General features: G+C 37.8%; 21 protein-coding genes, 1 tRNA gene and 1 pseudogene. 21 read left to right on the top strand and 2 right to left on the bottom strand.

Going from position 1 to position 23,059, the window contains the following annotated elements; genetic code table 11:
- The first annotated feature begins 1 nt into the window (after position 1).
- Both murQ and mfd read left to right on the top strand, forming a co-directional pair.
- The gene (murQ, locus tag AWW78_RS03475) at positions 2 to 937 is read left to right on the top strand and encodes an N-acetylmuramic acid 6-phosphate etherase (RefSeq protein ID WP_047134213.1); all 936 of its coding nucleotides are present in this window, start codon (positions 2 to 4) and stop codon (positions 935 to 937) included.
- 10 nt (positions 938 to 947) lie between these two features.
- Positions 948 to 4,205 carry a transcription-repair coupling factor gene (gene mfd, locus AWW78_RS03470; protein WP_047134212.1) on the top strand — a complete coding sequence of 1,086 codons (3,258 nt, stop codon included), beginning with the start codon at positions 948 to 950 and terminating at the stop codon, positions 4,203 to 4,205.
- On the opposite strand, the gene lexA is transcribed toward mfd, so the two are convergent.
- The gene (gene lexA, locus AWW78_RS03465) at positions 4,155 to 4,784 is read right to left on the bottom strand and encodes a transcriptional repressor LexA (RefSeq protein WP_047134211.1); all 630 of its coding nucleotides are present in this window, start codon (positions 4,782 to 4,784) and stop codon (positions 4,155 to 4,157) included. The genes mfd and lexA overlap by 51 nt on opposite strands.
- Before the next feature lie 228 nt (positions 4,785 to 5,012).
- Here lexA and mraZ point away from each other — a divergent pair, with 228 nt between their 5' ends.
- From mraZ to AWW78_RS11025, 19 genes and pseudogenes are all read left to right on the top strand, one after another.
- Positions 5,013 to 5,462 carry a division/cell wall cluster transcriptional repressor MraZ gene (mraZ, locus tag AWW78_RS03460; protein WP_244884382.1) on the top strand — a complete coding sequence of 150 codons (450 nt, stop codon included), beginning with the start codon at positions 5,013 to 5,015 and terminating at the stop codon, positions 5,460 to 5,462.
- A 2-nt stretch (positions 5,463 to 5,464) separates the two neighbouring features.
- Positions 5,465 to 6,397 carry a 16S rRNA (cytosine(1402)-N(4))-methyltransferase RsmH gene (rsmH, locus tag AWW78_RS03455; protein ID WP_047134210.1) on the top strand — a complete coding sequence of 311 codons (933 nt, stop codon included), beginning with the start codon at positions 5,465 to 5,467 and terminating at the stop codon, positions 6,395 to 6,397.
- Positions 6,394 to 6,681, top strand: coding sequence for an FtsL-like putative cell division protein (locus AWW78_RS03450; protein ID WP_047134209.1), 288 nt, complete (start codon positions 6,394 to 6,396; stop codon positions 6,679 to 6,681). The genes rsmH and AWW78_RS03450 overlap by 4 nt, the downstream gene beginning before the upstream one ends.
- Entirely contained in the window at positions 6,678 to 8,717 is a 2,040-nt protein-coding gene (locus AWW78_RS03445; protein WP_047134208.1) for a penicillin-binding protein, read from the top strand. Before AWW78_RS03450 ends, AWW78_RS03445 begins: the two co-directional genes overlap by 4 nt.
- Entirely contained in the window at positions 8,714 to 10,210 is a 1,497-nt protein-coding gene (locus AWW78_RS03440; protein WP_047134207.1) for a UDP-N-acetylmuramoyl-L-alanyl-D-glutamate--2,6-diaminopimelate ligase, read from the top strand. The genes AWW78_RS03445 and AWW78_RS03440 overlap by 4 nt, the downstream gene beginning before the upstream one ends.
- On the top strand, positions 10,207 to 10,818 hold the full coding sequence (locus AWW78_RS10265; RefSeq protein ID WP_082359541.1) for a UDP-N-acetylmuramoyl-tripeptide--D-alanyl-D-alanine ligase: 612 nt from the start codon (positions 10,207 to 10,209) through the stop codon (positions 10,816 to 10,818). Before AWW78_RS03440 ends, AWW78_RS10265 begins: the two co-directional genes overlap by 4 nt.
- Positions 10,802 to 11,608, top strand: coding sequence for a UDP-N-acetylmuramoyl-tripeptide--D-alanyl-D-alanine ligase (locus tag AWW78_RS10260; protein ID WP_176696228.1), 807 nt, complete (start codon positions 10,802 to 10,804; stop codon positions 11,606 to 11,608). The genes AWW78_RS10265 and AWW78_RS10260 overlap by 17 nt, the downstream gene beginning before the upstream one ends.
- Positions 11,608 to 12,723: a phospho-N-acetylmuramoyl-pentapeptide-transferase gene (gene mraY / locus AWW78_RS03430; protein ID WP_047134206.1), complete on the top strand. Its 1,116-nt coding sequence runs from the start codon at positions 11,608 to 11,610 to the stop codon at positions 12,721 to 12,723. The genes AWW78_RS10260 and mraY overlap by 1 nt, the downstream gene beginning before the upstream one ends.
- Positions 12,724 to 12,733: 10 nt before the next feature.
- Positions 12,734 to 14,101, top strand: coding sequence for a UDP-N-acetylmuramoyl-L-alanine--D-glutamate ligase (gene murD / locus AWW78_RS03425; protein WP_047134205.1), 1,368 nt, complete (start codon positions 12,734 to 12,736; stop codon positions 14,099 to 14,101).
- The gene (locus AWW78_RS03420) at positions 14,101 to 15,192 is read left to right on the top strand and encodes an FtsW/RodA/SpoVE family cell cycle protein (RefSeq protein ID WP_075426077.1); all 1,092 of its coding nucleotides are present in this window, start codon (positions 14,101 to 14,103) and stop codon (positions 15,190 to 15,192) included. Before murD ends, AWW78_RS03420 begins: the two co-directional genes overlap by 1 nt.
- Position 15,193: 1 nt before the next feature.
- A complete protein-coding gene (gene murG, locus AWW78_RS03415; protein ID WP_047134203.1) occupies positions 15,194 to 16,300 on the top strand; it encodes an undecaprenyldiphospho-muramoylpentapeptide beta-N-acetylglucosaminyltransferase in 1,107 nt (368 codons plus the stop codon).
- Positions 16,284 to 17,675: a UDP-N-acetylmuramate--L-alanine ligase gene (murC, locus tag AWW78_RS03410; RefSeq protein ID WP_047134202.1), complete on the top strand. Its 1,392-nt coding sequence runs from the start codon at positions 16,284 to 16,286 to the stop codon at positions 17,673 to 17,675. The genes murG and murC overlap by 17 nt, the downstream gene beginning before the upstream one ends.
- The gene (murB, locus tag AWW78_RS03405) at positions 17,668 to 18,585 is read left to right on the top strand and encodes a UDP-N-acetylmuramate dehydrogenase (RefSeq protein ID WP_047134218.1); all 918 of its coding nucleotides are present in this window, start codon (positions 17,668 to 17,670) and stop codon (positions 18,583 to 18,585) included. The genes murC and murB overlap by 8 nt, the downstream gene beginning before the upstream one ends.
- Positions 18,582 to 19,319 carry a cell division protein FtsQ/DivIB gene (locus tag AWW78_RS03400; protein WP_047134201.1) on the top strand — a complete coding sequence of 246 codons (738 nt, stop codon included), beginning with the start codon at positions 18,582 to 18,584 and terminating at the stop codon, positions 19,317 to 19,319. The genes murB and AWW78_RS03400 overlap by 4 nt, the downstream gene beginning before the upstream one ends.
- Before the next feature lie 3 nt (positions 19,320 to 19,322).
- Complete coding sequence (ftsA, locus tag AWW78_RS03395; protein WP_047134200.1) at positions 19,323 to 20,552, top strand: cell division protein FtsA; 1,230 nt, start codon at positions 19,323 to 19,325, stop codon at positions 20,550 to 20,552.
- Between the two features lie 22 nt (positions 20,553 to 20,574).
- On the top strand, positions 20,575 to 21,756 hold the full coding sequence (ftsZ, locus tag AWW78_RS03390; RefSeq protein ID WP_047134199.1) for a cell division protein FtsZ: 1,182 nt from the start codon (positions 20,575 to 20,577) through the stop codon (positions 21,754 to 21,756).
- Between the two features lie 3 nt (positions 21,757 to 21,759).
- Positions 21,760 to 22,038 carry a 4a-hydroxytetrahydrobiopterin dehydratase gene (locus tag AWW78_RS03385; protein WP_047134198.1) on the top strand — a complete coding sequence of 93 codons (279 nt, stop codon included), beginning with the start codon at positions 21,760 to 21,762 and terminating at the stop codon, positions 22,036 to 22,038.
- Between the two features lie 37 nt (positions 22,039 to 22,075).
- Positions 22,076 to 22,157 (top strand) — tRNA-Leu (locus tag AWW78_RS03380).
- Between the two features lie 134 nt (positions 22,158 to 22,291).
- A pseudogene (locus tag AWW78_RS11025) lies at positions 22,292 to 22,648 on the top strand (carboxypeptidase-like regulatory domain-containing protein); the annotation flags it as partial.
- A gap of 63 nt (positions 22,649 to 22,711) precedes the next feature.
- Here AWW78_RS11025 and AWW78_RS11020 read toward each other — a convergent pair.
- Complete coding sequence (locus AWW78_RS11020) at positions 22,712 to 22,813, bottom strand: hypothetical protein (protein WP_474116088.1); 102 nt, start codon at positions 22,811 to 22,813, stop codon at positions 22,712 to 22,714.
- Between the last annotated feature and the right edge of the window lie 246 nt (positions 22,814 to 23,059).

Below are 23,059 nucleotides of genomic sequence, written 5' to 3'. Positions count from 1 at the left end.
AATGGCGAAATCAGGAAAGGAACTATTTGATGAACTATTGAACCTGATAACTGAACAGAGAAATCCAGCGAGCATGGATATTGATTCAAAATCAACAATTGAGATTTTAAAAATCATCAATGATGAGGATAAAAAAGTACCTTATGTTGTTGAAAAAGAGATACCATACATTGCACAAGCAGTTGAACTTGTCGTGCAAGCATTTAAGCAGGGCGGAAGATTGATTTATGTTGGAGCTGGGACAAGTGGTAGGCTTGGGATTCTTGATGCCGCTGAGTGTCCACCGACATTTGGAACTGATCCAGAGATGGTTCAAGGGATAATCGCTGGAGGACCAGAAGCTGTATTTAGAGCTCAGGAAGGTGCGGAGGACAGGGAGGAAGATGGAATAAGAGATATTGAAGCGAAAAATGTCAATGAAAAAGACGTCGTCTGTGGAATTGCGGCAAGTCGAAGAACTCCTTATGTGGTTGGAGCTATAAGAAGAGCTAAAGAGCTTGGTGCGAAGACAATTTTTATAACTACAAATCCGCGAAATCAATTTAATTATCCCTTTGTTGATGTTGCGATTTGTGCTGAGGTTGGTCCGGAGGTGATAATGGGTTCAACGCGAATGAAATCGGGAACAGCGCAGAAGTTAATTCTTAACATGATTTCAACGACTGCTATGATACGGCTTGGAAAAGTTTATGAAAATCTTATGGTTGATCTTCAGATGACAAGTGAGAAGTTGAAGGAAAGAGCAAAGAGAGTTGTCATGATAGTCACTGGGGTTGACTATGCGACAGCTGAAAAATACTTAAAAGAAGCAGGTGGTCATGTAAAGACAGCTATTGTGATGATAAAGGCAGGTTGCTCTGCTGAAGAGGCGCGGGAGAGACTGAGAAAAGCAGATGGATTTGTGAGGGCAGCGATTGAAGGTAAAACATTGATTTAAGTTTGAGACAATGGATTTTGTTGAGAAAATTTTCAAAATAGATAAGTTTGAAAAGTTAGGTGAGTTTCTGGGGAATCAGGAGAAAAGCATAAACTTAAAAAATGTTGCAGGCTCTCTTTTTAGTTTTGTTGTTGCTTATGTGTATCGGGGTATTAAAAATAGGGTTATAGTTCTTGTTCAAGATGAGGAGTTTGGGCGCAAAGTCGCGGATGACCTGAATTTTATCCTTGGCGAGGGCAAGGTTTTTGAGTTTATTCCAGATGAGGACATGCTGGCAGATGATATTGATGTTTTAAGGGTTAAATTTGCCCATGAATATGCGCGGGCTGATAAAGTTATAATTCTTTCGATAAAACAAATCGATGAGAGAATTCCTTTAAGTAAAGAACTTAACAATCACTCTTTTGTTCTTTCGGTCGGCGAGAAAATAAATTATGATGCGTTTATTTCTTACCTTGTTAAGGAGGGTTTTGAAAGGAAGAAGTATGTTGAATCGAGAGGAGATTACAGCGTAAGGGGAAGCATTATCGATGTTTTTGGATTTGTTGGTGAGTTCCCTATAAGGATTGAATTTTTTGATGATGAAGTAGTATCGATAAGGGAGTTTGATATTTTTACGCAGAGGTCGTTGAAAAATTTAAGTCGAACCGTTATAGTTCCAAAGCTTACAAATTTAAATTTTGAGACGGTCGAGGTTTCGAGGTTATTGAATGATTCGGTATGTATTGTTGAGGACAAAAATCTTGTGATTCAAGCGGTCGACGAGGATATATTTGAGGGGGTTGAGTTTAAGAAGTTTATAAATATCTTAAAGTTAGAGGCAGGGGACTTAAACGGGAATGTTGTGAATTTTTCGTCAAGAGCACAACCATTTTTCAATAGTAGTATAACTTTTTTCTCAGAGGAAGTTGCAAAATTGCTAAGGGATGGGTTTGAGGTTTTCGTTTTATGTGATGGAAAGGAACAGATGGAAAGGATGAAAGAGCTTGTTGAAGACGCAATGGGCTTTGAAGAGGCGATGAAGATTCATTTTAAGGAAAAATCAGTAAATTTGGGTTTCATTTTAACTAAGGATAAAATTGCTGTCTTCACAGAGCATGAAATTTTTAACAGGGTTAAAGCTAGGAATTTTTTAAAGTACAGAAAGTTTAAAGGGATAACACTTCATGAACTTGAAATGCTTAAACCAGGTGATTTTGTTGTTCATGTTGATTATGGGATTGGGAAATTTGCAGGGCTTCAGAAGATAAGTATAAATGGGATTGATCAGGAAGCTGTTCGGCTTGAATATGCTGATGGAGGAGTTTTATATGTGAATTTGAATTACATTAACAGGATAAAAAAGTATCGTGGGGAAGAAGGGATTGTTCCAAGGTTAAATAAGCTTGGCTCGGCGGAGTGGGAAAAACTTAAAGAGCGGGCGAAGGATGGCATTAAAAAGGTTGTGAGAGATTTTATATGGCTTTATGCAAAACGAAGTTATGTAAAGGGTTTTAAATTTTCTCCAGATAGTTATCTGCAGAAAGAAATGGAAGCGTCTTTCATTTATGAGGATACACCTGATCAGCGAAGGGCAACGATTGAAGTCAAGCAAGACATGGAAAGCGAAAAGCCGATGGATAGATTAATATGCGGTGATGTTGGATTTGGAAAGACGGAGGTTGCGATAAGGGCAGCATTTAAAGCTGTTTTGGATAAAAAACAGGTTGCGGTGCTTGTTCCGACGACAATTCTTGCACATCAGCATTATAAAACATTTACAGAAAGGTTGAAAAATTATCCTGTAAGGATAGAGGTTATTTCAAGATTTATTCCAAGAGCAAAACAGGTAAAGATAATCGAAGATCTTGAGAAAGGAGAAATTGATATAATCATCGGGACACATAGGTTGCTTTCAAATGATGTGAGATTTAAAGATCTTGGTTTATTGATTATAGATGAAGAGCACAGATTTGGAGTTGAAGCTAAGGAGAAGTTGCGGAAAGTGAAGGTTAATGTTGATACTTTGACTTTAAGTGCTACTCCCATTCCAAGGACGCTGTATTTTTCGCTTATGGGCGCAAGGGATATGTCGATAATCAACACTCCGCCACCAAATCGCCTTCCAATAATTACGAAAATAATAACGGTCAATTCTCTAAAGTTTGCTGATATTGTTAAAAACGCAATTTATCACGAAGTAAGCAGAGGAGGGCAGGTTTATTTTGTGGTTGATAAAATAGCAGAGATTGAAGATATAGCGAAATTTTTAAAGGAAATTGTTCCAGATTTAAAGTTTGATGTTGTTCATGGGAAAATGAAACCGTCTGCGATTGAGAAAGTAATGCTTGGGTTTCTTGAGCAAAAATTTGATATTTTAATTTCAACGAAGATAATTGAGGCTGGAATTGATATCCCAAATGTAAATACAATTTTCATTTACAACGCACATACATTTGGTCTTGCGGAGATTTATCAACTTCGCGGTAGAGTTGGGCGTTCAAATAGGCAGGCATACGCTTATCTTGTGATACCACCAGTTGAAACGATTGGAACGAATGCAATTCGCAGGTTATCAGCGATTGAGGAATTTACAGAGCTTGGTTCAGGTTTAAATCTTGCCTTAAGGGATATGGAAATTCGAGGTATAGGGAATTTGTTTGGTAAGGAGCAAACAGGTTTTATCAACTCAATTGGATTTGATCTTTATTGTAGGATACTTGAAGAAGCTGTTGAGGAACTGAAACAGCGTGAGTTTAAAGATATTTTTAAAGGCGAAAGGAGGTTGAGAAGGAAATTTGATGCCATAGTTTCTGCTGAGGTAAATGCTTTTATTCCAGATTATTATGTTGACTCTGATTCTGAACGGTTCAGCTATTATCAAAAATTGTATGAGGCTGAGAGTTTAGAGGAAATCGAAGCAATAAAAGATGAACTTGAAGATAGATTTGGAAAATTGCCAGAGGAAGTGGAGAGTTTAATTTTAATTTCAAAGGTAAAGCATTTATCTGAAAAGAATCATATTCGACGCGTCGAGATCACCAGGGAACATGTTGTCGTTACTCCAGGAGATAGCTTAATAAATTCGGAAATTTTCAGGGAAGTTGTGGATGTTTTTTCGAGGGGTTCGGGTTTAAAGTTTGAGAAAGTAGGAGGAGAAACAAAGTTGGTTTTGAAATTCAAATATTCAGCCACAGCAAGACAAAATCTCGTTAAATTTTTAAGTTTGCTTGAGGAGTTAACGCTTCAGTTTTCTTATGATGAAGGAAACTTCACCACCAATCCATAAGTTTTTATCCCCTTCTTTAAATTTCAGGGTTTCGTAACCCCTGCTTGATGGTATAAGGTAAATTTCGTTATTTTCGTTTTTATAGTGTCTAATTAAACCTTCGTTTTTAATTACGGCGAAGACGATGCTTCCATTTTTGATTTCTAAACTTTGGGTTATAATCGCTATATCTCCTTTGAAGATTCCATCCTTTTGCATTCCATCGTCGGTGACTTCAACTGCGAAAGATGGCAAGGTATCAAAGATTTTCATATCAAGTTTTATGGTTCCATTTAAGTTTGTAAACATTCTCAATGGATTTTGAGCATCGAAGGTTGAGATAAGAGGTATTTCTTTGAGATCAATTTGGGTTTTGTCAAGTTTAAAATCGTTAATATTTATATTCCTTGCTTTCAAGTTTGTTCTTTGAATATATCCTTTCCTTTCCAAAGCTTTTAAAACCGAGTAAGCGGAATTGGTTGATTTAAAGTTAAATTTTTTACAAATCTCTCGTATCGTCGGTGGCTTGTGATTTTCAATTGTATATTTTTTTATGAATTCGAAAATCTGATTTTGTCTTTTGGTCAACGCTTCTTTCATTGGTTTTTAAGCTTTTGTTCTCTTGGTTTTCCATGTGGCAATATACTGAACATTTGTTTAAAAATCAAATCCCCGCATTTCTCTTTCCCACGGGGTTCTATGTAAAGCAGAAATAACGCACTTATATCGATTAGGCTGGGTGGGGGCTTGACTAAACGATTTAAAAATGTATATTTAAGAGTGCAGTGGTAAATAGTGGTGATTTGTGGTAAAAATTTTAAATTATTTATGCTTATGCTATCGTTTATAGGAAGATACAAATATGCAGTGGATGAAAAAGGTAGAGTGAGTATTCCGGCGAGGTGGCGTAAGTCTCTTTCGCCAGAGGCAAATGAAACCTTTGTGATCACGAGAGGTTTGGATCGGTGTCTTTTTCTTTATCCACTTGATGAATGGGAGAAGATTGAAAAAAGATTAAGAGAACTGAACACGTTCAATCCTGAGCATCGTTATGTTATGAGAGTTCTTTTGATGTGGGCAAATGAGGTTACGCTTGATAATCAATCCAGAATTATGATCCCGAAAAATCTTCTTGAGTTTGCGAAGATAGATAGAGAAGCGGTTTTGATCGGCACGCTTGATAAAATTGAAATCTGGAATCCGGAAGTTTATGAAGAATATGAAAAAGGTCAACCTGATTACGAAACTGTTGCAGCAAAAGTTCTTGGTTCAAGATAAATATGGAAAAAGGTTTTCACATACCCGTAATGGTTGAAGAAGTTATGAAATATTTGATAACTCGTGATGATGGAATTTATGTTGATGGGACGATCGGTGGCGGAGGACATAGCGAGGAGATCTTGAAAAGGACCAAGGCAAAGGTTATTGGATTTGATATTGATCCGGAAGCGGTTAAGTTCGCCAGTGAAAGATTAAAAAGTTTTGGGGACAGGATTTTAATTCTTAACAGAAATTATGCGACTTTGAAGGAAAGTTTATCTGAGATTGGAGTTGAGAAGATAACAGGTTTTCTGCTTGATCTTGGAGTCTCATCGTTTCAGCTTGATTATGGTGGTGGTTTTAGTTTTAGACTTGATGATAAGTTGGATATGAGGATGGATAGGAGCTCTGAACTGACGGCGGAGCATATTTTAAATAATTATTCTGAGAAGGAGATTGCGGATATAATTTTCAAATTTGGCGAGGAACCAAGAGCAAAGATGATTGCGAAGGAAATTGTCCGATACAGAAAGAGAAAAAAGATAGAAACGACGGGTGAGCTTGTAAAAATTGTTGATAAAGTTGCGAGCAAAAAATATAGATTGAAGGTTCTTGCTAGAGTCTTTCAAAGTTTGAGGATTGCAGTTAATAGAGAGCTTGACAATTTAAAAATTGCTCTTGATTCCGTTGTGGATGTTCTCGAGAAGGGCGGACGGATTGTTGTGATTTCGTATCATTCGCTTGAGGATAGAATTGTTAAGATGTTTTTTAAGGGTAATGAAAAAAGGTGCATATGTCCACCGGATGTTTTCGAGTGCAGGTGTGGTAAAGTTGAAGTGATAAAAATTCTTACGAAGAAACCCGTAGTGCCGAGTGAGAAAGAGATAAGTTTAAATCCGAGAGCGAGGAGTGCAAAACTGAGGGCTGGAGAAAAAATGGTTGAGTTTGCATGAGCAAAGAAAAAGATAAAATAAGTGGCGCGAAAATTTTTATTTTTCTTTTGATCGCCGGCGTGCTCATAGTTGCTTACATTTGGAATTCTTTTATCGTTGATAGGCGTGCAGATGAAATTATCAGACTTGAGAAGAAGCTTGAGCTGTTGAAAATGGAAAAGTTGCTTCTTGAAGCAAGATATGAGAAGCTTGTTTCGGTGAATTATGTGGTCCCATATGCTCAGCAAAGGCTTGGTCTTGTCTTTCCAAAGGAGAAGCCCAAAGAAATTGAGGTGAAGGAGTGAAGATTAAAGTCAGAAATAATTACGGGTATGAGAGAGATTTAGAAACGGTGTTCAAAGTGAGATTAGATTTTTTATTTTGGGTTTTTACGGCGCTCCTTGTGCTTATTGTCTTGCGACTTTTGAAGGTTCAAGTTTTTGATCACAATTATTATTCTTCGCTTTCAAATGCTCAGTATTATACAAAGGTAACTTTGTTTGCTAAAAGAGGTTTGATTTTTGACAGGGAGGGCAGGATTCTGGTGACTAATCTTGTTGAAACTCAGATCGGAGCGGACCCATTTTATTTGAAGAAAGTTGGCGCAGATATAAATAAAGTTTCAGAGGAGTTAGCTAAAATTTTTGGCGGGGAAAAAGAATATTATTTCGAAAAATTGAGAGATACAAGTAAAAGATTTGTTTGGCTTGTTAAAAATGCAACTCCGGAAGAAGTTTCGAAATTCGATGCGTTTGTAAGTGCTTTAAGAGAGCCGAAGGAGAAAAAAATTTATAAAGGTATAGTTAAAGTTGAAAAGTTTAAAAGGTATTACCCTTATAGTAAACTTGCAAGCCATGTGCTTGGGGTGACCAACACTGATGGTAAGGCTTTGATGGGGGTTGAGCTTGAGTTTGATAAAATTTTAAGAGGTAAAGATGGATTTATGAAATTGACAAGGGATGCGCGTGGTGTTATGAAGGCATCTATTGAGGTTGAAAGAGTTGAGCCTGTCGATGGGTATAATTTGAAGTTATCCATTGATGTTGGGGTTCAAACGATTATCGAAAATGAGCTTGAAAGAGCCGTGAAGGAATTTGAAGCTGAAAGCGGAGTTGTAATAGTTGTTGATCCATGGACTGGGGATATACTTGGTCTTGCAAATTATCCAAATTTTGATCCAAATAATTATTGGTTATTTGATGTTGAGAATTTCAAGAATAGGGCGCTTCTTGATGCCTTTGAGCCCGGTTCAACTTTCAAAGTTATCCCTGCTTCGCTTTTGCTTGAAAAGGATCCGAACAAGTTGTATTCGAAAATAAATGTTGATGGTGGTAAAAGCATCATTAGAGGTGTTAAAGTTGTTGATTTTAAACCGAACGATGTTTTGAGCTTTGCGGATGTTTTAAAGTATTCAAGCAATATTGGTATGGCTAAACTTGGGCTTGAGCTCGATAAGGTTGAATTTTATAAACATATTAGGAATTTTGGCTTCGGGGCTTATACTGGTATAAATCTTCCAGCTGAATCAAGGGGTGAGGTGAAAACGCCTGATAAGTGGACACCAGCAACCAAGATTTATATGTCTTTTGGTTATGAATTGCGAGCAACAGCTCTTCAAATTGCGATGGCTTATGCAAGCATTGCAAACGGTGGGGTTTTAGTTCAGCCCAGAATAGTAAAGGAAATACTTGATTCGGAAGGTAAGGTTGTTAAAAGTTTTCCTGTTGTCAGGGTCAGGCGAGTTATTTCAGAGAGAGTAGCAAAGATTTTAACAGAGATATTGGAAAAGGTTGTGGATGAAGGAACAGGGACACAGGCAAAAGTTGAGGGTTTAAGAGTTGCTGGAAAAACTGGGACGGCACAGATTTATGAGTTTGGGTTTTATTCAAAGGCACGCTATCGAGCTTCTTTTGTTGGATTTTTCCCGGCTGAAAAGCCAAAGTTTGTTTGTTTTGTTATGCTTGAATCACCAAAGAAAAATTATGCTGGAGGAATTGTTGCTGCACCCGTTTTTAAGAGAATTGCAGAGCAATTAATTAAACTTTCACCCATTGAAACCGAGCCCCAAGAACTTAAGATTGTTAAGAATGAAAGCGAAGTGTTTTCATCTGATGAAAACGCTATCATGATTAGAGTTGGAGATGGTAAAATGCCGGATTTGAGGGGTTTGGCTCTTCGTTCGGCGCTCTCGAAAATTTCATCCCTTGATTTGAAAGTTAACATTATTGGTTCCGGCGTGGTGATTGATCAAGTACCAGCACCGGGTACAAGAGTAAAAGCAGGAATGAAATGCGTTCTTTATTGTCGTGATGATTCAAAGATAAGCCTAAATGAAAGATGAAACTTTCAGAAATTTTAAAATATCTTAAAGTTAAAAAGTTTGTTGGTGATGAAAATGTGACTATAAGCGGAATTGCTTATGATTCCCGAGAAGTTGACGAGGGTAATCTTTTCGTTGCGATAAGAGGTTTAAATGTTGACGGGCACAGATTTATTCCAGAGGCGGTGCTTGCAGGTGCAGTTGCAGTTATTCTTGAGAACGATATAATTGATGATAATTACTTTGTCGAAAGAAATGTGGCAAAGATTGTTGTGCCAGATTCGAGAAAAGCGCTTGCGGTTGTTTCATCGGCTTTTTATAGTTTCCCATCCAAGAAGTTAAAGCTTGTCGGTGTGACTGGAACAAACGGTAAAACGACAACAACGCATCTTATTAAATCAATTCTTGAATTTGGGGGGATGAAAACTGGTCTGATTGGGACGATAAATTATGTCATCGGTGATGAAATTATCCCTGCAGGTCAAACGACGCCTGAATCGCTTGAACTTAACAAGTTTATTAGCAAAATGGTTGAAAAAGGGATTTCAGCTTGCGTGATGGAGGTTTCGTCACATGCTTTAGCGCTTGATCGAGTTTATGAACTTGATTTTGATGTTGGTGTGTTTACGAATTTAACACATGACCATCTTGATTTTCATCAGACTTTTGAGGCTTATTTTCAAGCGAAGAAAATTTTATTTGATTCACTTAAACAATCTGCTTATGCAGTTTATAACATTGATGATCCATACGGAGAGAAAATCATCGCGGATACAAAGGCTGAAAAGTTATCTTATGGGAGGAGTGAAAGAGCGGATGTGAGAATCAAAGAATTTAAATTTGGTTTCGATGGGACACGCGTCGTCGTTCAATTTCCGGGCGGGGTGGAGTTGGATATAAATTCAAAATTAATTGGCGAGTTCAATGTTTATAACATCTCATCTGCTGTCGCTGTTGGTTATGCAATTGGAATTGAGTATGAAGACATAAAAAGAGGGATTGAGGCTGTTGAGAATGTAAAGGGGCGATTTGAAAAAATAACTTCTCCAGATGGTTATACGGTAATAATAGATTATGCGCATACTCCGGATGCGCTTGAGAAGTGTATCGATGCGATTTTAAAGGTGAAAGAACAGGTAGGCGGTGGAAGACTAATAACGGTTTTCGGTTGTGGTGGCGATAGAGATAAGAGCAAAAGACCAATAATGGGGAGGATTTCAACAGAAAAAAGTGATATCACTGTTATAACATCGGATAATCCAAGATTTGAAGATCCAGAGGAAATTATTTCCGATATTCTTGAGGGGGTAAAGGAAAATTCTGTTTATTATGTTTTTGTTGATCGTAGAGAAGCTATTGAGCGAGCGCTTGAGATGGCTGAAAAAAATGATGTTGTTTTAATAGCTGGAAAGGGGCACGAAGAGTATCAAATCATAAGAGATGTTAAAATTCCATTTAGCGATAGTCAAGTTGTATTTGAATATTTCAAAACCAAGGTAAAGGGACAAAGTTGAGTTTAAGCATTGAGCACATAAGAAGGATGGGTTTTGTTGATGCCTTAAATCTTGAGAGGATAAGAAGAAAAAGGATTGTTGGAGTTTCAACGGATTCAAGGAAAATAAGAAAGGGTGAGATATTTTTTGCGATAAAGGGTGGGAGGTTTGACGGGCATGATTTTGTTAGTTCTTCTTTTAAAAAGGGAGCTGTGGCATGTGTCGTTAATTTTGAGTGGTTTGAAAAGAATAAAGAAAAGTTTAAGACAAAAATTTTGATCGCTGTTGAAGACACATTAAAAGCACTTGGTAAGCTTGCAAATGTTTATAGAAAAGATTTTGATATCCCAGTGATAGCTGTTGCAGGGAGCAATGGTAAAACGACGACGAAGGAAATGATAGCATTTGTTCTTGGGCAGAAATATAAGGTTTTAAAATCTGAAGGAAATCTTAACAATCAAATTGGTGTTCCATTGACGCTTTTCCGACTTAGGAAATCGCATCAAGTTGCGGTTATTGAGTTTGGGACGAATCACTTTGGTGAAGTAAGGTATTTGTGTGAGGTTGCTGAACCGGATCACGGTTTGATAACGAACATTGGGCGGGAGCATATTGAATTTTTTTGGTGATGTTGAAGGCGTTGCAAGGGAAGAGGGTTCTCTTTTTGATTATCTTTATGAAACAGGTGGATTTGTCTTTGTTAATATTGATGATCCATATTTGAGAAGGATGGGGGAAAAATTCAAGAATAGAATCACATTTGGTTTCGCTGAAGATGCGGATGTTAGGGGTGAGATAGTTGATGTCGACGATTTTGCGAGGGTTAAGTTTAAGGTTAGATTTGACGGGAAGGAGCAGATTTTAAAGTTAAAAATCCCGGGTGAGCATCTTGTGATGAATGCAATTTCAGCATTTGCTGTTGGGTTAAAATTTGGAGTTTCTGCAAATCTTATAAAGAAAGCTTTGCAGTCGTATAAGCCATTTTCAAAGCGGATGGAGATTTTGAAAGTTAAAGGGATAACGATAATAAATGATACATACAATGCAAACCCAGATTCGGTTATAGCCTCTCTTAAAACTCTTGTGCAAATGAAGTGTTCTGGCAAGAAGATTGCGGTGCTTGGTGATATGCTTGAACTTGGTTCATATGCTGAGGAAGCTCACAGGGAAATTGGTCGGAAGGTTGTGGAGTTTGGCATTGATTATCTTTTTACTTATGGCTCGGATATGCATTATGCTTATGAAGTGGCTTCGGATTTGATTAAACATTCGATGCATTTTGACGATAAAGATCTTCTTGCTTATCATCTTTTTGAAGTCGTTGAGAAAGGTGACATAGTGCTTGTCAAAGGTTCAAGAGGTATGCAGATGGAGGATGTAGTTGAAAAATTTGTAAATAAAATTAAGGGTCTGGCATAATGTTATATTATCTTTTCGATTGGATAAACAGGTTATATGCTCCACCCGGGTTTGACGCTTTTAGGTTTATAACCTTTAGAAGCGGTCTTGCAGTGTTAACTTCTTTAATTATTTGTTTCTTGTTCGGACCGAAGATAATAAGAAAGTTAAAAGAACATCAAATTGGTGAGACAATTCGTGAAGAGGGACCTGAAAGACATAAGGCGAAAGCTGGAACTCCGACAATGGGTGGTTTAATAATTCATCTTGGGGTTCTTGTTCCGATTTTGTTATGGGGTGATTTGAAAAATATGTATGTGTGGTTAGCGATTCTCGTTACCGTATGGCTTGGGATAGTTGGTTTCATTGACGATTATCTTAAAGTTGTTAAGAAGTATCCAAATGGTTTAATCGCAAGATATAAGTTAATGGGGCAGATAAGCATTGGTTTAATTGTTGGGGTTGTGCTTTATAATTCGCCTGAATTTGATGGGATAGAGACGATAACGACATTGCCATTTATAAAAAATTTGAATTGGGATTATGTTTATTGGTGGATTTATATTCCCGTGATCGTTTTTATAATAACGGCGACATCTAATGCAGTTAATTTAACCGATGGTCTTGATGGGCTTGCGATTGGGGTAGTTGGGATTTCAGCTCTTACGCTTACTATTATGGCTTATGTTTCGGGGCATATTGAATTTAGCAGATATTTGAGCATAGTTTATCTTCGAGGTTCGGGCGAGCTTGCGGTGTTTCTTTCAGCTCTTGTTGGGGCGTCGCTTGGTTTTCTATGGTTCAATGCGTACCCAGCTCAGGTTTTCATGGGTGACACAGGTTCGCTTGCGCTTGGTGGAATAATTGGTGCCGTTTCAGTGATGATAAAAAAGGAACTTTTGCTTCCTGTTTTCGGTGGGGTTTTTGTAATTGAAACATTGAGCGTTATAATTCAACGCCTTTATTTCAAGTACACAAAGAAAAAGTATGGTCAGGGAAGAAGGGTTTTTAAAATGGCGCCGATCCATCATCATTTTGAATTGCTTGGATGGGAGGAGCCGAAAATTGTCACAAGATTTTATATAATTGCGATAATTTTTGCCATTTTAAGCTTGGTTACATTTAAACTTAGGTAAAAAGAACTTTATGGGTTTGATCGTTCAAAATATCGAAGGTAAAAAAGTTACCGTAATTGGTGGAGCAAGGAGTGGTCTTGCGGTGGCAAGGCTTTTAAAAAAGATGGGTGCGGATGTTTTCATAAGTGATATGAAAAAACCTGAAGAAATAAAATATGTTAAGTTCACACCTGAGGAGCTTAACTCAGCTGGGATAAAGTATGAGTTTGGCGAACATAGTGAGAAGGTTTATGATTGTGATTTTATGGTGATAAGTCCGGGCGTTCCATCAAATGCACCTGTTGTTCAGAAAGCAATGGAGCTTGGGATAAAAGTATGGAGCGAGATTGAAGTTGCATCGTGGTTTTGTAAAGCGCCGATCATTGCTGTTACAGGGACGAATGGTAAAACAACCACAACGAGTTTAATTGGGCATATTTTTAAAACAGCTGGTTTTAAAACCATCGTCGCTGGGAACATTGGAGCACCTTTTTCGGATTTTGTTCTTGATGCTGACGAAGGAAGTATCGTTGTTTTAGAGGTCAGCAGTTTTCAACTTGACCATATTGAAAATTTTAAACCGAAGGTTGCTGTCCTTTTAAATATAACACCTGATCATCTTGATAGATATGATTCGTTTGGAGATTACATTCTTTCAAAATTTAGAATTTTCAAAAACCAAAAAGAAGATGATTTTGCGGTTTACAATTACGATGACGAGATAGTTCAGCCATATGTTGAAAGTTTAAATGTTATCAAATTGCCATTTAGTGTCAGGGATAAACTATCCTGTGGTGGATTCATTGAGGATGGGTATATCACTTTAAATTTCAAAAATAAAAAAGAGAGGATTTTAAAGATGAACAATTTAAGAATCAGGGGGATTCATAATGTTTATAACTCACTTGCTGCTGCACTTGCAGCAAGAGCAATGGAAGTTAAGGATGAAATAATAAGGGAAAGTTTGCAAAGTTTTGAAGGGGTTGAGCATCGGCTTGAGTTTGTGCGTGAGATAAACGGCGTTAAGTTTATCAATGATTCGAAAGCGACAAATGTAAATTCCCTTTGGTATGCGCTTGAGAGTTTTGATGAACCAATAATTTTGATCGCTGGTGGAAGGGACAAAGGCAATGATTATTCAAAAGTTTATGATCTTGTGAAAAGGAAGGTTAAGCTTATAATTGCTATAGGTGAGTCCAAAAATAAGATTTACAATGAGTTTAAAAACTTGACGAATGTAATTGAAGTTGATTCAATGGAGGAGGCGGTTAAAAAGGCTTATGAGAATTCAGCCCCTGGAGATGTTGTTTTACTTTCGCCAGCGTGTGCAAGTTTTGATATGTTCAGGGATTACGAGCATAGGGGTGAGGTTTTTAAAAAACTTGTAAATGAACTGTGATGAAAACTTCAGAGCAACATATCGACAGGATTTTATTTACATTTGTCGTCCTTTTAATGTTTATTGGGCTTTTTGTTGTTTTTTCTTCAACTATTTACATCGCAGGCTCAAAGTATAACTCTGGGATTTATTTCCTTGGGAAACATTTTCTTCGTGTTTTGCTTGGGCTTGCAATCATAATTTTCTTCGCTGTTTTTGTCGATTACTCAAAGCTCAGGGAATATGCGCCCCATATTTTTATCATTGTTTTGCTTTTGTTGATCTCTGTTTTAATTTTTGGGACTGGAGAGGCAAAGAGATGGCTTCAAGTTGGTCCATTGGGTTTTCAAGTTTCAGAGTTTGCCAAGATTGGGACAATAATTTTCCTATCTTATTTGCTTGAAAAAAATCGTGATAGAATTTGGGATTTTAAATTTGGTTTTTTGCCTTTGTTTGGCACTGTTGTTCTTGTATTCATCCTTGTTTTATTGCAAAAGAGTTTTACGATGGCGTTTTTAATTTTTTCCGTTGGGATTCTTTTAATTTTTATTGCTGGTGCCAAATTTAAACATCTTGCCTTAAGTATTTCAGGAGGTTTACCTTTGCTTGTCTTTATGTTTTTCATTGAACCATACAGATTTCAAAGATTGCTTGCTTATATTAATTTCAGTGAGGCTCCAAATGATGCTAAACATCAAGCGTTGCAGGCATTGATTGGACTTGGCACAGGTGGATTATTTGGAATTGGTCCAGGACATAGCAGACAGCGTGAGTTTTATCTACCACTTGCGTATAACGATTATATATTTTCAATTTTTGGTGAGGAATATGGTTTCATCGGCTCTTTGATTTTACTTTTTATTTTCTTTGTCATTTTTTATCGAGGTATCAGAATTGCAAGATATGTAGTTGACGACTTTGGTAGATTTCTTGCGGTTGGGATCACATTTTTAATTTTTTTAACTGCGGTTGTTCATATCGGCGTTGTCTCGAGACTTTTACCGCCAACTGGGATACCACTTCCTTTTGTAAGTTATGGCGGTAGCGCTATGATTGCAAATTGCATTGGTGTTGGGATACTGTTGAACATTTCAAAGCAAATTAAACATTGAAATGGTAAGAATAATGATAACAGGTGGCGGAACAGGTGGACATATTTTCCCAGGGATAGCAATTGCTGATGCAGTGAAAAGAATTGAACCTGAGGCTGATATAATTTTTGTTGGAACGAAAGGAAAGATTGAATCAAGGGTTGTTCCCAAAGCTGGTTATAAATTCGTGCCCATTTGGATTTCTGGATTTAGGCGTTCGTTTGACTTAAGGAATTTGTTATTTCCACTGAAGTTAATTGTAAGTTTAATTCAATCTTTCCTGATCCTAAAAAAATTTAAACCTAATGTTGTTGTCGGAACTGGTGGGTATGTAAGTGGTCCAGTTGTATTTGTTGCTTCTTTACTTGGTGTGCCAACTTTAATTCAGGAGCAAAACAGTTATCCTGGAATAACCACTCGTCTTCTTTCAACGCTTGTGGATGAAGTTCACATAAGTTTTGAGTCAAGTCGCAAGTATTTGAAAAGAAAGGACAATGTTTTTCTTACTGGAAATCCGGTAAGAAGCAGTTTAAAAATTTATCCAAAGGGTGAGGCTTTAAAGTTTTTTGGGCTTGATGAGGGCAAGAAGACTTTGTTTGTGTTTGGAGGGAGCACTGGAGCAAGGTCAATAAATGAGGCGATGCTTGAGATAATTGATGAACTTGTCAAAAGAGATATACAAGTGATCTGGCAAACTGGTATGCTTGACTTTGAAAGAGTTAGAAATAAATGTGAAGGCGTGCGTGGAGTTAAAGTTTTCCCGTTTTTAGATGAAATTGATTATGCTTATTCAGCCTGCGACCTTGTTGTGTGTAGAGCTGGAGCGACAACGATCTCTGAGATCACTTATTTTGGAGTTCCGTCAATTCTTGTCCCGTATCCATTTGCGGCTGCTAATCATCAATATGAGAATGCAAGGGTTTTGTCCGAAAATGGGGCGGGTGAGATTCTTCTTGATTCAGAATTGAAATCGAAATTAAAAGAGAAAATTTTAAATTTAATCGCTGATGACCAGAAGTTGAAGATGATGCGAGAAAAGGCAAAATCATTGGCTAATCCCGAGGCAGGAGATATGATTGCAAAGTCAATTTTAAAATTGGCGAGAGGAAGAAATGTTCAGCACCGTTAGAAAAATACATTTCGTTGGAATCGGTGGAATTGGGATGAGTGGAATTGCAGAGATTTTACTTGATCAAGGTTTTAAAATTACTGGCTCAGATAAACAGTTGTCCGATATAACCGAACGACTTGCGAATCTTGGAGCAAAAATTTACGAAGGTCATTCTCCTGAACACGTTGAGCCAGATGTTGATGTTGTCGTTTATTCTTCTGCTGTGAAATTGGATAATCCCGAAATTCAGGAGGCTATGAGACGTAAAATTCCTGTGATCCGCAGGGCTGAGATGCTTGCGGAACTTATGAGATTAAAATATGGAATCGGGGTAGCTGGGACGCATGGGAAGACAACGACGACATCGATGGTCGGACTTGTTTTAATAGAAGGTGGATTTGATCCAACTGTTGTAGTTGGCGGCGTGTTGCGTGATCTTGGTGGAACAAACGCACGGCTTGGACATGGAGATTTTATAGTTGTTGAGGCTGATGAGTTTGACAAATCTTTTCTTCAACTTACGCCAACAATTGCTGTCATTACAACGCTTGAACCTGAACATCTTGACTCATATGGAAATGTTGAAGAGTTAAAATCAGCTTTTGTTGATTTCGCAAATAAAGTTCCTTTCTATGGTTTTGTTGTTCTTTGTCTTGATGAGCCAATGATTCAAGATATCATGCCACGGATAAAGAAAAGAGTTATAACTTACGGATTAAATGCCCAAGCTGATGTTCAAGCAATTGAACCTAAATTTGAAGAGAGGCGCTCGTCTTATACTCTAATTTACAAGGGTAAAAACTGCGGAAGGGTGAATTTACAAGTTCCGGGGCTTCACAATGTAAAAAATTCGCTTGCGGCGATCGCTGTAGGAATGGAGCTTGGGATTGACTTGGATAGAATTAAAAATGCACTTGGGAAATTTAGAGGAGTTTATAGGCGTTTTGAGATAAGGGCTGAAGTAAATGGTATAATTGTCGTGGATGATTACGCTCATCATCCAACGGAGATAAAAGCAGTTTTGCAGGCAGCAAAAGATAGTTGGAAAAGACATGTAATCGCTGTATTTCAGCCGCATCTTTATTCGAGGACGAGAGATTTTTATCAGGAATTTGGGCGTTCGTTCTTTAATGCTGATGTGTGCGTTATAACTGATGTTTATCCAGCAAGGGAAGAGCCAATCGAAGGTGTAACTGGAGAATTAATTGCAAACTCGGCGAGAAATTTTGGACATAAGGAAGTTCATTATGTTCAAGATAAGACTGAAATCCCAGATTACGTTTTGAAGCTCGTAAGCCCTGGGGATATGGTTATATTTATGGGAGCTGGTGATATAACAAAAATTTGCGGTGATTTCATTAAAAAACTTCGAGAAAAATTTAAAGATGATTAAACTCGAAGAAATAAGAGAAATAGTTAAGGGAGAAATTTTGATCAACGAACCACTTGCTAAGTATTCAACTTTTAAGATAGGTGGACCAGCTGATATATATATTGCTCCAAGGGATGTTGATGAGTTGTTAAGGTTGATTCAATATTTAAAGGAGGAAGGAATTGATTTTATAATCCTTGGGAATGGGAGCAATGTGTTGATAAGTGATGAGGGTTTTAGAGGTGCGGTGATAAATCTTGAGGCTGGTTTAAACTTTATCAAAATTGAAGGGGAGTATGTTGTTGCGGGTGCTGGTGTTAAGCTTGCAAAGTTTGTTGATTTTTGTATTGAAAATGGTTTTCGAGGTGTTGAAATGATGGCGGGAATACCCGGAACTTTGGGAGGAGCGATAGTGATGAACGCAGGAGCTTACTCAGCTGAGATTTCAGATCATCTTGTTGATGTGGATGTGATAAGGGATTTGAATCTTGTTAGATTAAAGAAGGAGGAATGTGGCTTTGGATATAGGACTTCGAATTTAACAAAGGATGTTGTTATCCAAGCGAGATTTAAGTTTCCGCCTGGTGATATTGAGGAAATGAAGAGGAGGAGGCGTGAAATTTTAATTAAACGAAATCAAGCGCAGCCCGTTAATTTCCCCAATGTTGGTAGCATTTTTAAAAATCCACCGGGAAACTACGCGGGTAAGTTAATCGAAGAGGCGGGATTGAAAGGGATTCAAATTGGTGGTGCACAAATTTCGGAAAAGCACGCAAATTTTATAATCAACAAAGGAAATGCAACAGCAAGCGATGTGCTTGAATTGATAAAGCTTGCACAACGAAAGGTTTACGAGAAATTTGGAGTAAAGCTTGAGCTTGAAGTTAGATTAATTGGTTTTGAAGAAGAAGAAATTCAAGATTTGATATGAAATTAGCCGAGAGAGAAATAAGAATATGGACTTTTGTGGCTTTAGGTGGATTTTTTATTGTGTTGATTTTTAGTGCCATGAGTTGGCGTGAAAATAGAGTTTTGAATAAAATAATTGTTAAAGGGAACGAAGTGATACCAGACAAAAAAATAATTGAACTTGCTAATGTCAAACCGGGTGTCAAACTTACAGATATTGATCTTTCAAGAGTGAGAGCAAATATTGAAAAACATGGGTTTATAAAATATGCCGAGGTTTATATAAATTTGCCCGATGTTCTTTTCATAGAGGTTGTCGAAAGGGAGCCAGTAGCTATGTTAACATATCAAGGTAAGATCTATTACATCGATTCTGATGGTGTTGTTATTTCTTTTGATGAGGTTAATAAAATATTTGCAGTGCCCCTTCTCAGTGGGGTTAATTATAAGCCCCTTTATGTTAATTTAGATACTGTGGGTCAATTGAGAAAACAGTTTGAACTTATCAAGGCTTCGATTGATAAAAAGATTTATGGTTTAATTTCAGAGGTGAAGTTCAAGGATGGTGAATTTATTTTATTGACATCGGATGGCGCAGTTACTGTTTTTCTTAGTGACGATGAGTTTGAAAGGAAGCTTGCTTTGCTGAGGGAATTTTGGACACAAATTATCCCAACGCGTGGATATCCGAGTTATATTGATTTGCGTTATCATGGAAAGTTATATGCAAAATTTAGTCAAAAAATTAACGAGTGAAGTATGACATATATAGTTGGACTTGACATAGGAACAAGCAAAGTTTGCGCACTTGTTGCTTCCCTTGAAGAAAATGGGAACATTCATATCCTTGGTCTTGCAAAAAGCCCAACCCATGGACTTGTTCATGGTGGAATAGTTAACATTGAAAGGACAGCTGAAGCGATACGCGGCGTTATAAACATGGTTGAGAATCAGTCGGGGGAGCGGATAAAAAAAGTAGTTGTTGGAGTAGCTGGCGAAGACATAAGTGGAATTTCGAGCATAAGCGTAGTTACAACACGAGCTCCAAATCATGTTATCACAGAGGGAGATGTTACGCGTTTGATAGAAGATGCCAAAAATATTCGCTATCCATCTAACAAGGTTATTCTGCATACATTGCCCCAAGAGTTTAAGGTAGATGGAGTTGAAGGGATAAAGGATCCTGTTGGAATGGTTGGGATAAGAGTTGAGGCAACAGTTCATATCGTTATGGCTCCGGTATCTTTGATTGAAAATTTCAGAAGGACGGTTGGCAAGGCGAGGCTTGAAGTTGAAGAATTTGTTTTTCAGCCACTTGCTTCAGCGTACTCTGTACTTGAGCCTGAAGAGATGGAAATAGGCGTTGCTTTAATTGATATAGGAGCGGGCACAACAGATGTTGCGATATTTGAAGACGGTATAATAAGATATTCGGGAAGTTTGCAAATGGCTGGTGAGCAAATAACCAAAGACATAAGAAAGGCATTTGGGATTCAGAGAGAACTTGCGGAAAAATTGAAGGTAACGGAGGGGTATGCTTACATAGATGCGATCACAGAGGATAAAAGCATTATAGTTCACGGAATTGGAGGTCGGGAGCCATTTGAAATTACCAGAAGCATGCTTTGTAGGGTAATTCAGCCGAGGGTTGAGGAAATATTTGAAAATCTTTATGTCAATCATTTGAAAAATCAAGGCTTTACGAGAAGAAACATACCCGCTGGAATTGTTTTAACTGGGGGCACCGCGCTTTTGAAAGGGATAGTTGAACTTGTGAGTGAAAAATTTGAACTGCCAGCGCGCATTGGGATACCAACGGGATTTGCAGGTGGACTTGTTAATGAGGTTCAAAATCCAATCTATTCGACTGTTGCAGGTTTAGTTTTGTATAGAGCTGAGAATATTAAGAAAGGTGAGGCAGTTAAATCGAGCAATGTCAAAGGTTTAGTGATGAAGTTAAAAGAATTCTTTAAAGGGATCTTTAGTTAAAAAAATAAATTTGGAGGCTATTATGATGATTCTGGCTGATGAATCGGAGCAATTATCGAATCTTGGTGCTAAGATAAAGGTTGTCGGCATTGGAGGATGTGGATGTAACGCTGTTAATACTTTGGTTAAAAAAGGAATCACTGGAGTTGAACTTATAGGGGTGAACACTGATTTACAATCCCTATCCCAATGCAAAGCGCCAATTAAAATTCAGGCAGGAAAAAATTTAACAAAAGGACTTGGTGCTGGCGCAAGACCTGAAATTGGGCAAAAGGCAGTTGAAGAAGTGCAGGGTGAACTTGAAAAACTTTTACAAGGTAGCGATCTTGTCTTTGTCACTGCAGGAATGGGAAAAGGAACAGGAACAGGCGGAGCTCCCGTGGTTGGTAGTATAGCTAAAAAGTTAGGTGCGCTTGTCATCGCCATAGTTTACACTCCATTTGGCTATGAGGGTTCTCTTAGGATGAAAATAGCTGAGGAAGGTTTGAAGAACCTAAGGGAGGTTGTTGATACGCTCATTGTTATAAGCAACCAAAAATTGCTTACTCTTTTGGGTGATGCTGATATCCTTTCTGCGATTGAATTTGGAAATGAAGTTCTTTACAATGCCACTCGTGGTATTACTGACATAATAACAAAGCCTGGTGTTATCAATGTTGATTTCAATGATGTGAGGACAATTATGCGAGACATGGGTGATGCTGTTCTTGGGACAGGTGTTGCGCGGGGTGAACATAGGGCGGTTGAGGCAACTCAAAAAGCGATATCAAATCCACTTATCGAGGGGTTATCGATAGTTGGGGCGAAAGGCGTTTTAGTTAATTTTGTTGGAAAGGGCATTTCAGGTAATGAGCTTAGAGATGCTGTGAAAGTTATAACTGAAAAAACAGGTGAAGATGTGAATTTGATTTATGGAGTCGTTGATGATGAGTCTATGAACGATGAACTTAGAGTTACTGTTATAGCAACTGGTCTTACTACATCAACTTATTCTCCAAAAAAAACACCAACCCCGTCTAAAAAGATAACTTCGGTTTATGAGAAAGCAGAAAATGTTCAACTAGGTGAGAATTTAAATGTTCCAACATTTATTCGCAGGGGCATTATACTTAATAAAGATAAAAAAACCAGTGAAATTGAAAATGAAAAAGGTAACGAAAACGAAAATGACAACCCAACTTTTCTAAAACAAGTTATGGATTAAAGTGTGAAGTTGAGCAAATTTGAAATAGATGACAAATTAAAAAATTTAAATGGCTGGATTTACGATAGCGAGAGAGATGCAATTGTTAAGGATTTCAAATTTAAAAATTTTCGTGATGCGATTACTTTTGTGTTAAGGGTTGCCTTTGAATCTGAAGAAATGGATCACCATCCTGATATATTGATAGAATATAATCGGGTTCGTTTCACTTTGAGGACACATAGTGAAGGTGGGGTGACTGAAAAAGATTTTGAGCTCGCATATAGGATCGATAAGATTTGATTTTAAATTCTGAAAATTTTATATTTATTTCAGTCAAGCCGAGGTGGCGGAATTGGTAGACGCGCACGTTTGAGGGGCGTGTGGGGAAACCCGTGCGGGTTCGAGTCCCGCCCTCGGCACAAATCTTTCCGAAAAATTAATTTTTATTAATTTTTTAGACGCCTTCCTTTTTATGCAATTTTCGCTTGACAAAATGAAGAGAATTTCACAAATTAAAAGTGCATTAAAAAAATAAATTTGCGTAGGTGTGGTTATGCGTTATTTTAAAATCGCTTTAATCTCCCTCCTCAGTTTAATCCTTCTCACTTCTTTAACCCTTGCTCAGGGTAGCGGTGCTTATACCGCTTCTGTTACGGGTAAAATAGTTGACAATGAAGGTAAGCCTATACCTGATGTTGAGGTCATTGCAAAAAATGTTGAAACAGGTTATACCAGAGGTGCTATTACAACGGCGGGTGGAATTTACAACATTTTATCAGTGCCACCTGGAACTTATGAAATCAGCGCTTTACATATCGCTTATGGAAAGCAAACAAAGGTTGTTGAATTAGGGGTTGGGGAAAGAGTTACAGTTAATTTCACGCTTGTTTCGAAGGAGCTTCAAGTTGGTGAAGTTGTTGTAACGGCTGAGGCGCTTGATTACGAGGTAAAGAAAGCGGAGCTTTCAGTTCCATTAAGACCTCAGCAAATCTCTGCTTCGCCGTTTAAATCCAGGTTTTTCTTTCTCAAAAGGTCCCCGAGCGTTAAGTTGCTTATCACGATATGTAAAGAACACCGAGCCATGAAATTCATTTGTTCCAGATTTAGAAACAGCTGATACAACTCCACCTGCTGCTTTTGAGTATTCTGCTTTATAAAGCTGAGTTATCACTCTAGCTTCTTTTACTGCATCAAGCGGGAATGGATTACCGCCACTTAAAAATTGTCCAGCAAGACCACCCTCGACGATTTCATTTTTAAATTCCGTTCCCTCAAAATAAAATCCAACCCATGTTGGTTGGAGTGCACCACTCCCAAAAGT

The organism is Candidatus Kryptonium thompsonii (genome assembly GCF_001535985.1).
GTDB classification, from domain to species: Bacteria; Bacteroidota; Ignavibacteria; order Kryptoniales; family Kryptoniaceae; genus Kryptonium; species Kryptonium thompsonii.
The sequence above is the reverse complement of the archived record's forward strand: the minus strand, read 5'-3'. Positions and strand labels throughout refer to the sequence as shown.